The following is an 11,775-nucleotide window of genomic DNA, read 5'->3' on the forward strand; positions in this document are numbered from 1 at the left end:
TGGTGGCGCTTTGACTGACAGGAAAACGCATGTCTTTACCGCAACTCTCGCTTTCAGCCGCACGTCATTTACACCTTGCCGCGCAGGGGCTGCTCAAAAAGCCCCGCCGCCGCGCGCAGCCTGCCGATATCCTCTCTACCGTCCAGCGCATGTCGCTGCTCCAAATCGACACCATTAATATTGTGGCCCGTAGCCCTTACCTGGTGCTGTTTAGCCGTCTGGGAAGTTATCCTTCGCAGTGGCTGGATGAGGCGCTCTCCAAAGGGGAACTGATGGAGTACTGGGCGCACGAAGCCTGCTTCCTGCCCCGCAGCGACTTTGCCCTGGTGCGCCACCGTATGCTTGCCCCGGAAAAAATGGGCTGGAAATACCGGCAGGCGTGGATGCAGGAACACGCGGCCGAAATAGAGCAGCTTATCAGCCATATTCAGGAAAAAGGCCCCGTTCGCTCCGCTGATTTTGAACATCCCCGCAAAGGTGCAAGTGGCTGGTGGGAGTGGAAACCGCACAAGCGTCATCTGGAAGGGTTATTCACGTCAGGCAAAGTCATGGTCATTGAACGGCGTAATTTTCAGCGCGTTTATGACCTGACGCATCGCGTGATGCCCCACTGGGACGACGAGCGCGACATGCTTACTCAGGAGGCCGCCGAGGCTATCATGCTGGAAAACAGCGCCCGCAGCCTGGGTATTTTCCGTGCGCAATGGCTGGCAGATTATTACCGCCTTCGCCAGCCCGCGCTGAAGCCGCTGCTGGAGATATGGCAGCGCGAACAGCGAGTCATTCCCGTCACGGTGGAAGCGCTGGGAGAAATGTGGCTGCATGCGGATCTCCTCCCTCTGCTGCCTGAGGCCCTGGAGGGGAAACTCCGGGCAACGCACAGCGCGGTGTTGTCACCTTTCGATCCGGTGGTCTGGGACAGAAAGCGCGCCGAGCAGCTATTCGATTTCAGCTACCGGCTGGAGTGCTATACCCCGGCGCCAAAGCGGCAGTACGGCTATTTTGTTTTACCGCTGCTGCACAAGGGGCAACTGGTCGGCCGCATGGATGCCAAAATGCACCGCAAGACCGGCACGCTGGAAGTCATTGCGCTTTATCTGGAAGAAGGCGTCAGGGTCACTGCGAGCCTGGAAATAGGGCTAACGTTCGCCATTAGCGAGTTCGCGCGCTGGCAGGGAGCTCACGACGTGACGCTTGGCCGGGTACCTGACGGGTTATTCACATCCTGTCGAAGTGGCTGGGAAACAGGCACTCCCTGAAAAGGGAATGTGTTAAGCTTTAGCGATTACCCATACGGAGGAACTATGGATCACCGTTTACTTGAAATTATTGCCTGCCCGGTATGCAACGGCAAACTCTACTACAGCCAGGACAAACAGGAGCTGATTTGCAAGCTGGACAGTCTGGCCTTCCCGCTGCGTGACGGCATTCCGGTATTGCTGGAAAACGAAGCCCGTTCCCTGGTGGCAGAAGAGAGCAAACCATGAGTTTTGTCGTCATTATTCCTGCGCGTTATGCCTCAACGCGTCTGCCGGGTAAACCTCTGGTGGATATCAACGGCAAGCCGATGATTGTGCATGTCCTTGAGCGGGCGCGTGAGTCCGGTGCCGACCGCATTATCGTTGCAACCGACCATCCTGATGTCGCCCGCGCGGTTGAAGCCGCAGGCGGTGAGGTGTGCATGACCCGCGCCGATCACCAGTCCGGCACCGAGCGTCTGGCGGAAGTGGTTGAGAAGTGTGGTTTCAGTGACGATACGGTCATCGTAAACGTGCAGGGCGACGAGCCGATGATCCCGGCGGTTATTATCCGTCAGGTGGCGGAGAATCTGGCGCAGCGCCAGGTCGGTATGGCGACGCTCGCGGTGCCCATTCACCACGCTGAAGAGGCATTCAATCCGAATGCGGTGAAGGTTGTCATGGATGCCGAAGGCTACGCGCTCTATTTCTCGCGCGCCACGATCCCCTGGGATCGCGATCGCTTTGCGGTATCAAAAGAGACCATCGGTGATTCCTTCCTGCGTCATATTGGGATCTACGGCTATCGCGCCGGCTTTATTCGTCGCTATGTTGCCTGGGCGCCGAGCCCGCTGGAGCATATCGAAATGCTGGAGCAGCTTCGCGTGCTCTGGTATGGCGAAAAAATCCACGTTGCCGTTGCCCGCGAAGTTCCGGGAACGGGTGTTGATACGCCGGAAGATCTTGAGCGCGTCCGCGCCGAGCTGCGCTAATCCCGCCTGCATCCCTCCTTTCGGGGGGATGTCCTCTCCCCGCTAATTCCCCTTTCTTTACCCTAATTGATCTCTTCCGGGTGACATCTTCACGCTGTGCGCTCATTATAAAAGCAGTAGTCTTAATGGGGGTAATCTCATATGGAACAGCTGCGTGCCGAACTTAGCCATCTGCTGGGTGAGAAGTTAAGCCGGGTCGAATGCGTGAGTGAAAAGGCCGATACCGCACTTTGGTCGTTGTATGACAGCCAGGGCAACCCGATGCCGCTGATGGCCAGAAGTTTCACCTCGCCGGGCGTTGCCAGGCAGCTTGCGTGGAAAATGTCGATGCTGGCGCGGGAGGGGACCGTCCGTATGCCGACCGTGTACGGCGTGATGACGCATGAGGAACACCCCGGTCCGGACGTACTGCTGATTGAGCGTTTGCGCGGCGTGCCCGTTGAAGCGCCCGCGCGCACGCCGGAACGCTGGGAGCAGCTGAAAGACCAGATTGTCGAGGCGCTGCTGGCCTGGCACCGTCAGGATAGCCGCGGGCTTGTCGGTCCGGTCGACAGCACTCAGGAAAACCTGTGGCCGCTGTGGTATCGCCAGCGGGTGGAAGTGCTGTGGGGGACGCTTAACCAGTTCAACAATACCGGTTTAACCATGCAGGACAAACGTATCCTGTTTCGTACCCGCGAGTGCTTGCCGGCGCTGTTCGACGGTTTTAATGACAACTGCGTGCTGATCCACGGTAATTTTACTCTGCGCAGCATGCTAAAGGACTCCCGCAGCGATCAGCTTCTGGCGATGTTGGGGCCGGGGATCATGCTCTGGGCGCCGCGGGAATATGAACTGTTCAGGCTCAGCGACAGCGGGGCAGCGGAAGGGTTACTGTGGCACTACCTTCAACGCGCGCCCGTTGCGGAGGCGTTTCTCTGGCGACGCTGGCTCTACCTGCTCTGGGACGAAGTGGCGCAGCTGGTCAACACCGGACGTTTCAATCGCGCCAACTTCGATCTTGCGGCGAGGTCACTCCTGCCCTGGCTCGTCTGACGATCCTTTCAGCCACTGCCAGAGGCGTCCGAGCGTCTCGTAGCCGACGCGATCGCTATGCATTAGCCACATCGGAGATGGAATAATCCGCTCCCATGGGTTGAGCGGCGCGCTGATGGCCATCTGGTTTGCCGGTGCGGGAAGCGGGTGCAGGCCTTGCTTCTCGAAGAAGATCATCGCTCTTGGCAGGTGTGAGGCGGAGGTCACCAGTAAGAACGGAACATCGCCAATCGCCTGCTTCACCGCAGCGGCCTCTTCCTCGGTATCCTTTGGGCTGTCCAGGGTGATAATCGAGGAACGCGGGACGCCGAGCGATTCCGCGATTCTGGCGCCCGCTTCAGCCGTACTCACCGGGTTCGTTTTTGCCGCCGCGCCGGTGAAGATCATTTTTGATCCCGGATTCGCCAGCCAGAGGCGAATGCCCTCGTTTAGCCGCGGCAGGCTGTTGTTAATCAGGTTCGAGCTGGGGGCCCAGTCAGGATCCCAGGTATATCCGCCGCCCAGCACCACGATGTATTCAACTTTCTGATTTCCCTGCCACGTTGGGTACTTAGCTTCGATGGGACGTAACAGGCCATCCGCCACCGGTTGCAGGCTCAGCAGCAGCAGGACAAGCCAGCCGAACGTGATAAGCGTTTTGCCACTTTTCTGAAAGCGACTAAACCACACCAGCGCCAGCCCCAGCGCAATGATGATGAGTAGCAGCGGAAGGGGAAGCATCATCCCTCCAACGTATTTCTTAAGGGTAAAAAGCATCCTTTTTGGTTCCTTTTTTGACCATATAGCAGGTGATTACCCGTGATATTACACCAGAGAGGTTCATTCTCCGCGCGGGTGTGACAAAATAGCGGTTTTGCAGTTAGCGAGTGGAACTCTCCCAATGCGGGATCGCAATTTTGATGACATCGCGGAAAAGTTTTCGCGCAACATTTATGGCACCACGAAAGGGCAGCTCCGTCAGACGATCCTCTGGCAGGATCTGGACACCATTCTGGCTACCTTTGGCGGCCAAACGTTGCGCGTGCTGGACGCCGGAGGCGGTGAAGGGCAGACGGCGATAAAAATGGCCGGGCTCGGTCATCACGTCACGCTTTGCGATCTTTCTGCTGAAATGGTCGCCCGCGCGACGCGTGCCGCAGAAGAGAAAGGTGTGAGCGACAACATGCATTTTATACAATGCGCCGCTCAGGACATCGCACAGCATTTGGAAACCCAGGTTGATCTGATATTGTTTCATGCGGTGCTGGAGTGGGTTGCCGATCCGCTAAGCGTGTTACAAACCCTGTGGTCGATGTTACGCCCGGGCGGCACGCTGTCGCTGATGTTCTACAATGCTAACGGCTTCCTGATGCACAACATGGTGGCAGGAAACTTCGACTATGTTCAGGTCGGGATGCCTAAAAAGAAAAAACGCACGCTTTCCCCGGACTATCCGCGCGATCCGCAGCAGGTTTACGGCTGGCTGGAAGAGATTGGCTGGCAGATCGTCGGGAAGACGGGCGTCAGGGTGTTTCATGATTATCTGCGTGAAAAACACAAACAGCGTGACTGTTTTGACACCTTAACAGAATTAGAAACGCGGTATTGCCGCCAGGAGCCTTTTGTCAGCCTTGGCCGCTATATTCACGTCACCGCGCACAAGCCGCAGATGCAAGGATAACCTATGAGTGAATTTTCCCAGACAGTCCCCGAACTGGTTGCCTGGGCCAGGAAAAACGATTTCTCCATCTCGCTGCCGGTAGACAGACTCTCTTTCCTGCTGGCGGTTGCCACGCTGAACGGCGAGCGGCTGGACGGTGAAATGAGCGAGGGTGAACTGGTGGATGCGTTCCGCCACGTCAGTGATGCGTTTGAGCAAACCAGCGAAACCATTAGCGTGCGTGCCAACAACGCGATCAACGATATGGTGCGTCAACGTCTGCTGAACCGCTTTACCAGCGAGCAGGCGGAAGGAAACGCCATCTATCGCCTGACGCCGCTGGGCATCGGCATCACCGATTACTATATTCGCCAGCGCGAATTTTCCACGCTGCGTCTTTCCATGCAGCTCTCGATCGTGGCCGGTGAGCTTAAGCGCGCCGCCGATGCGGCGGATGAAAACGGTGACGAATTCCACTGGCATCGCAACGTTTACGCGCCGCTGAAATACTCGGTGGCCGAGATTTTCGACAGTATCGATCTCACCCAGCGCCTGATGGACGAACAGCAGCAGCAGGTGAAAGACGATATCGCGCAGCTGCTGAATAAAGACTGGCGAGCGGCCATCTCCAGCTGTGAACTTTTGCTGTCAGAAACCTCTGGTACGCTGCGTGAACTGCAGGATACGCTGGAGGCCGCAGGGGACAAGCTGCAGGCCAACCTGCTGCGCATCCAGGACGCGACCCTGGCGCACGACGATCTGCATTTTATTGACCGTCTGGTGTTCGATCTGCAGAGTAAACTCGACCGCATTATCAGCTGGGGCCAGCAGTCGATCGATCTGTGGATCGGCTATGACCGCCACGTGCATAAATTTATCCGTACCGCGATTGATATGGATAAAAATCGTGTCTTTGCCCAGCGTCTGCGTCAGTCGGTACAGACCTACTTTGATGCGCCGTGGGCGCTGACCTATGCCAATGCCGATCGTTTGCTGGATATGCGCGACGAAGAGATGGCATTGCGCGATGAAGAGGTGACCGGTGAACTGCCGCCGGATCTGGAGTACGAAGAATTCAACGAAATTCGCGAGCAGCTTGCGGCGATGATCGAAGAACAGCTCGCTGTCTACAAAACCAGACAAGCGCCGCTGGATCTTGGACTCGTGGTGCGCGACTATCTGGCGCAATATCCTCGCGCGCGCCATTTCGACGTTGCCCGCATTGTGGTAGACCAGGCGGTGCGCCTGGGTATCGCGCAAGCAGATTTCACCGGACTGCCGCCGAAGTGGCAGCCAATTAACGATTACGGAGCCAAGGTACAGGCGCATGTCATTGACAAATATTGAACAAGTGATGCCAGTTAAGCTGGCACAGGCGCTGGCGAATCCGTTATTTCCGGCGCTGGACAGCCAGCTACGTGCCGGTCGTCACATTGGCCTGGACGAGCTGGATAATCACGCCTTTTTGATGGACTTCCAGGAGTACCTGGAAGAGTTTTACGCCCGCTATAACGTGGAGCTTATCCGCGCGCCGGAAGGCTTTTTCTACCTGCGCCCGCGCTCCACGACCCTGATCCCGCGCTCTGTTCTCTCCGAGCTGGACATGATGGTCGGCAAAATTCTTTGCTATCTCTATCTCAGCCCGGAACGTCTGGCGAATGAAGGGATCTTCACCCAGCAGGAACTTTACGACGAGCTGCTGACGCTGGCGGATGAAAGCAAGCTGCTCAAGCTGGTGAACAACCGCTCCACGGGGTCGGATCTCGATCGTCAGAAATTACAGGAAAAGGTTCGCTCTTCCCTGAACCGTCTGCGCCGTCTGGGGATGGTCTGGTTTATGGGCCACGACAGCAGCAAATTCCGCATTACGGAATCGGTCTTCCGCTTCGGCGCCGACGTGCGTGCGGGCGATGACGCGCGTGAAGCGCAGCTTCGCATGATCCGCGACGGTGAAGCGATGCCGGTGGAAAACCATTTGCAGCTCAACGACGAGCATGAAGAGAATCTGCCGGATAGCGGGGAGGAAGAGTAATGATTGAACGCGGTAAATTTCGCTCACTGACGCTGATTAACTGGAACGGCTTCTTTGCCCGAACGTTCGATCTGGATGAGCTGGTCACGACGCTCTCCGGCGGTAACGGGGCGGGGAAATCCACCACCATGGCGGCGTTTGTTACGGCGCTGATCCCCGATCTGACGCTGCTTCACTTCCGTAACACCACCGAAGCGGGCGCGACAAGCGGCTCCCGTGATAAAGGTCTGCACGGTAAGCTGAAAGCGGGCGTTTGTTATTCCGTGCTGGACGTCATTAACTCGCGTCACCAGCGCGTGGTGGTGGGCGTGCGCCTGCAGCAGGTCGCCGGTCGCGACCGTAAAGTGGATATCAAACCGTTTGCCATCCAGGGGCTGCCAACCTCCGTGCAGCCGACCGCGCTGCTCACGGAAACCCTAAACGAACGCCAGGCGCGCGTGTTGACGCTGCAGGAGCTGAAGGACAAGCTCGAAGCTATTGAAGGCGTGCAGTTCAAGCAGTTCAACTCGATTACCGATTACCACTCCCTGATGTTCGATCTGGGCGTGGTGGCGCGCCGTCTACGCACCGCATCAGACCGTAGCAAATACTACCGTCTGATCGAAGCCTCCCTGTACGGCGGTATCTCCAGCGCCATTACCCGCTCCCTGCGAGACTACCTGCTGCCGGAAAACAGCGGCGTGCGTAAGGCCTTCCAGGATATGGAAGCGGCGCTGCGTGAAAACCGCATGACGCTGGAAGCGATTCGCGTAACCCAGTCTGACCGCGACCTGTTTAAACACCTGATCAGCGAAGCCACTAACTACGTGGCGGCGGACTATATGCGTCACGCCAACGAGCGCCGCGTCCATCTCGACCAGGCGTTAGAATACCGCCGCGAACTGTTTACCTCCCGTAAACAGCTGGTGGCCGAGCAGTACAAGCACGTCGAGATGGCGCGCGAGCTGGGCGAGCACAACGGTGCCGAAGGCGATCTGGAAGCCGATTACCAGGCTGCCAGCGATCACCTGAACCTGGTGCAGACCGCGCTGCGCCAGCAGGAGAAGATCGAGCGCTACGAAGCGGATCTCGATGAGCTGCAGATTCGTCTCGAAGAGCAAAATGAAGTGGTGGCCGAAGCCGCCGAGATGCAGGAAGAGAACGAAGCCCGCGCCGAAGCTGCCGAGCTGGAAGTGGACGAGCTGAAAAGCCAGCTTGCTGATTACCAGCAGGCGCTGGACGTGCAGCAGACGCGTGCGATTCAGTACAACCAGGCGCTGCAGGCGCTACAGCGTGCGAAAGAGCTGTGCCATCTGCCAGACCTGACGCCGGACAGCGCCGACGAGTGGCTGGATACCTTCCAGGCCAAAGAGCAGGAAGCCACCGAGAAACTGCTCTCGCTTGAACAGAAAATGAGCGTCGCGCAAACGGCGCACAGCCAGTTTGAGCAGGCTTATCAGCTGGTGGTCGCGATTAACGGCCCGCTGGCGCGTAATGAAGCCTGGGACGTAGCCCGTGAACTGCTGCGCGACGGCGTGAACCAGCGCCATCTGGCCGAACAGGTGCAGCCGCTGCGTATGCGCCTGAACGAACTGGAACAGCGCCTGCGCGAGCAGCAGGAAGCCGAGCGTTTGCTCGCTGAGTTCTGCAAGCGCCAGGGCAAACAATACGATTTCGACGAGCTTGAGGTACTGCATCAGGAGCTGGAAGCACGTATTGCGGCCCTGTCTGATACCGTATCAAACGCCAGCGAACAGCGTATGACGCTGCGTCAGGAGCTGGAGCAGCTTCAGTCTCGTTCGAAGACGCTTCTGGAGCGTGCGCCTGTCTGGCTGGCAGCGCAAAGCAGCCTGAACCAGCTCAGCGAACAGTGTGGCGAGGAGTTTGAATCCAGCCAGCAGGTGACCGAATACCTGCAGCAGCTGCTGGAGCGCGAGCGCGAAGCCATCGTTGAGCGTGACGAAGTGGGCGCGCGCAAGCGTGACGTGGATGAAGAAATCGAGCGCTTAAGCCAGCCGGGCGGGTCAGAAGATCCGCGTCTGAATACCCTGGCCGAGCGTTTTGGCGGCGTACTGCTGTCTGAGATTTACGATGACGTTGGCCTGGACGATGCGCCGTATTTCTCCGCGCTGTACGGTCCATCCCGCAACGCAATCGTGGTGCCGGATCTGTCACTGATTTCTGAGCAGCTGGCAGGGCTTGAGGATTGTCCGGAAGATCTCTATCTGATCGAAGGGGATCCGCAGTCGTTCGATGATAGCGTCTTCAGCGTTGACGAGCTGGAAAAAGCGGTGGTGGTGAAAATCGCCGATCGCCAGTGGCGCTATTCCCGCTTCCCCGAGCTGCCGCTGTTTGGCCGCGCCGCGCGCGAAAGCCGCATCGAGAGCCTGCACGCCGAGCGTGAAACGCTGTCTGAACGTTTTGCGACCCTGTCGTTTGACGTGCAGAAAACCCAGCGTTTGCACCAGGCGTTCAGCCGCTTTATCGGAAGCCATCTCGCCGTGGCGTTTGAAGCCGACCCGGAAGCGGAAATCCGCAAGCTCAATACCCGCCGTGGCGAGCTGGAGCGCGCGATTACCAGTCATGAAAGTGACAACCAGCAGAGCCGCGTCCAGTTTGAACAGGCGAAAGAGGGCGTCGCTGCCCTTAACCGCATCCTGCCGCGCCTCAACCTGCTGGCGGATGATACGCTGGCCGACCGCGTGGATGAGATCCAGGAGCGTCTGGATGAAGCCCAGGAAGCCGCGCGTTTCGTGCAGCAGCACGGCAACCAGCTGGCGAAGCTGGAGCCCGTGGTGTCTGTACTGCAAAGCGACCCGGAACAGTTCGAGCAGTTAAAAGAAGATTATGCCTGGTCGCAGCAGGTGCAGCGCGAGGCGCGCCAGCAGGCGTTTGCCCTGACGGAAGTGGTGCAGCGTCGGGCCCATTTCGGCTACTCCGATTCGGCTGAAATGCTGAGCGGTAACAGCGACCTGAATGAAAAACTGCGTCAACGCCTTGAGCAGGCGGAAGCCGAACGTACCCGCGCCCGCGAAGCGATGCGCAGCCACTCTGCTCAGCTGAATCAGTACAACCAGGTGCTGGCCTCGCTGAAAAGCTCCTTCGACACCAAGAAAGAGCTGTTAAACGACCTGCAGAAAGAGCTGCAGGACATTGGCGTTCGTGCCGACAGCGGGGCGGAAGAGCGTGCGCGCATTCGTCGTGACGAGCTGCATAGCCAGCTCAGCAATAACCGTGCGCGTCGTAATCAGCTGGAGAAAGCGCTCACCTTCTGCGAAGCGGAAATGGATAACCTGACCCGTCGCCTGCGCAAGCTGGAGCGCGACTATCACGAAATGCGTGAGCAGGTCGTGACGGCGAAAGCGGGCTGGTGCGCCGTGATGCGCATGGTGAAAGACAACAACGTTGAACGTCGCCTGCACCGTCGCGAGCTGGCATACCTCTCTGCCGATGAGCTGCGTTCGATGTCGGATAAGGCGCTGGGTGCGCTGCGTCTGGCGGTGGCGGATAACGAACATCTGCGCGATGTATTGCGCATGTCAGAGGATCCGAAACGTCCTGAACGTAAAATTCAGTTCTTCGTGGCCGTTTATCAGCACCTGCGCGAGCGTATTCGTCAGGACATCATCCGTACCGACGATCCGGTCGAAGCCATCGAACAGATGGAAATTGAGCTGGGGCGTCTGACGGAAGAGCTGACCTCCCGCGAGCAGAAGCTGGCGATCAGCTCCCGCAGCGTGGCGAACATCATTCGCAAAACCATTCAGCGCGAGCAGAACCGTATCCGCCAGCTGAACCAGGGGCTGCAGAGCGTCTCGTTTGGTCAGGTCAACAGCGTGCGTCTTAACGTCAACGTCCGTGAAGCCCACGCGACGCTGCTGGAAGTGCTCTCTGAGCAGCACGAGCAGCATCAGGATCTGTTCAACAGCAACCGTCTGACCTTCTCCGAAGCGCTGGCGAAGCTGTATCAGCGCCTGAATCCGCAGATTGATATGGGCCAGCGTACGCCGCAAACCATCGGTGAAGAGCTGCTGGACTACCGTAACTACCTGGAAATGGAAGTTGAGGTTAACCGTGGTTCAGACGGCTGGCTGCGTGCGGAATCCGGGGCGCTCTCTACCGGTGAAGCGATCGGTACCGGGATGTCAATTCTGGTGATGGTGGTGCAGAGCTGGGAAGATGAAGCACGTCGTCTGCGCGGGAAAGATATCTCCCCATGCCGACTGCTGTTCCTGGATGAAGCGGCGCGTCTCGATGCCCGCTCTATTGCCACGCTGTTCGAGCTTTGCGAACGTCTCGATATGCAGCTCATTATTGCGGCACCGGAAAACATCAGCCCTGAAAAAGGCACCACCTATAAACTGGTGCGTAAAGTGTTCCAGAACAGCGAACACGTGCACGTTGTCGGGCTGCGTGGCTTTGCGCCGCAGCCGCCGGAGTCACTGCCGGATGCGGCTGACGCCTCTTAGTATATTTATCATCTCTAATGTAGCCGCCTTTCATGCCGGGTGGCGCAACGCTTACCCGGCCTACATTGTTTAACGATACACTACGCAATTCATTGTGTGTCCCTGCAAGCGTAGTGCCGCTGTGCGAAATGTACAAAATGCACTTTTTCAGCAGTCCGAAGCAGACTTTATTACTGCATTTTTATTTTGATATTAGATATTCTTAAATCAATATTAAGATAATATTATGACAATCAGTTTAATAACATTGCTATCGTGATTTATTTGTTTAATGAATAAATTGTATTGTATTTCTTTATTATAAATAAAATTATCCCATTTTATATTCATATGGTTTATTTTCAGCGACGGTTGAGTCTTCGTTTAAGCAATGCCATCCTCTACTGTATTA

At 57.3% G+C, this 11,775-nt stretch carries 9 protein-coding genes; 8 read left to right on the forward strand and 1 reads right to left on the reverse strand.

Annotated features, from left to right (window positions below; translation table 11 throughout):
- Positions 1-29: 29 nt before the first annotated feature.
- The 4 genes from V1603_RS10900 to V1603_RS10915 all read left to right on the forward strand — a co-directional run bounded on the left by V1603_RS10900 (position 30) and on the right by V1603_RS10915 (position 3,265).
- Complete coding sequence (locus V1603_RS10900; protein WP_395313910.1) at positions 30-1,259, forward strand: winged helix-turn-helix domain-containing protein; 1,230 nt, start codon at positions 30-32, stop codon at positions 1,257-1,259.
- 45 nt (positions 1,260-1,304) lie between these two features.
- Positions 1,305-1,487 carry a protein YcaR gene (ycaR, locus tag V1603_RS10905; RefSeq protein ID WP_006174474.1) on the forward strand — a complete coding sequence of 61 codons (183 nt, stop codon included), beginning with the start codon at positions 1,305-1,307 and terminating at the stop codon, positions 1,485-1,487.
- Positions 1,484-2,230, forward strand: coding sequence for a 3-deoxy-manno-octulosonate cytidylyltransferase (gene kdsB, locus V1603_RS10910; RefSeq protein ID WP_116340948.1), 747 nt, complete (start codon positions 1,484-1,486; stop codon positions 2,228-2,230). The genes ycaR and kdsB overlap by 4 nt, the downstream gene beginning before the upstream one ends.
- Positions 2,231-2,371: 141 nt before the next feature.
- Entirely contained in the window at positions 2,372-3,265 is an 894-nt protein-coding gene (locus V1603_RS10915; protein WP_395313911.1) for a YcbJ family phosphotransferase, read from the forward strand.
- Here V1603_RS10915 and elyC read toward each other — a convergent pair.
- Positions 3,242-4,021 carry an envelope biogenesis factor ElyC gene (gene elyC, locus V1603_RS10920; protein ID WP_395313912.1) on the reverse strand — a complete coding sequence of 260 codons (780 nt, stop codon included), beginning with the start codon at positions 4,019-4,021 and terminating at the stop codon, positions 3,242-3,244. The genes V1603_RS10915 and elyC overlap by 24 nt on opposite strands.
- Before the next feature lie 124 nt (positions 4,022-4,145).
- Between elyC and cmoM the strand changes: the two genes are divergently transcribed.
- The 4 genes from cmoM to mukB are packed head-to-tail and all read left to right on the forward strand — an operon-like array spanning position 4,146 to position 11,384.
- Entirely contained in the window at positions 4,146-4,925 is a 780-nt protein-coding gene (gene cmoM / locus V1603_RS10925) for a tRNA uridine 5-oxyacetic acid(34) methyltransferase CmoM (protein ID WP_116340942.1), read from the forward strand.
- Between the two features lie 3 nt (positions 4,926-4,928).
- A complete protein-coding gene (gene mukF, locus V1603_RS10930) occupies positions 4,929-6,251 on the forward strand; it encodes a chromosome partition protein MukF (RefSeq protein ID WP_041910621.1) in 1,323 nt (440 codons plus the stop codon).
- A complete protein-coding gene (gene mukE, locus V1603_RS10935) occupies positions 6,232-6,936 on the forward strand; it encodes a chromosome partition protein MukE (RefSeq protein WP_008499954.1) in 705 nt (234 codons plus the stop codon). The genes mukF and mukE overlap by 20 nt, the downstream gene beginning before the upstream one ends.
- Positions 6,936-11,384, forward strand: a complete 4,449-nt coding sequence (gene mukB, locus V1603_RS10940) for a chromosome partition protein MukB (RefSeq protein ID WP_395313913.1) — start codon at positions 6,936-6,938, stop codon at positions 11,382-11,384. The genes mukE and mukB overlap by 1 nt, the downstream gene beginning before the upstream one ends.
- Positions 11,385-11,775: the final 391 nt, after the last annotated feature.

The organism is Enterobacter sp. ECC-219 (assembly GCF_043966805.1).
Taxonomy (GTDB): Bacteria; Pseudomonadota; Gammaproteobacteria; order Enterobacterales; family Enterobacteriaceae; genus Enterobacter; species Enterobacter cloacae_N.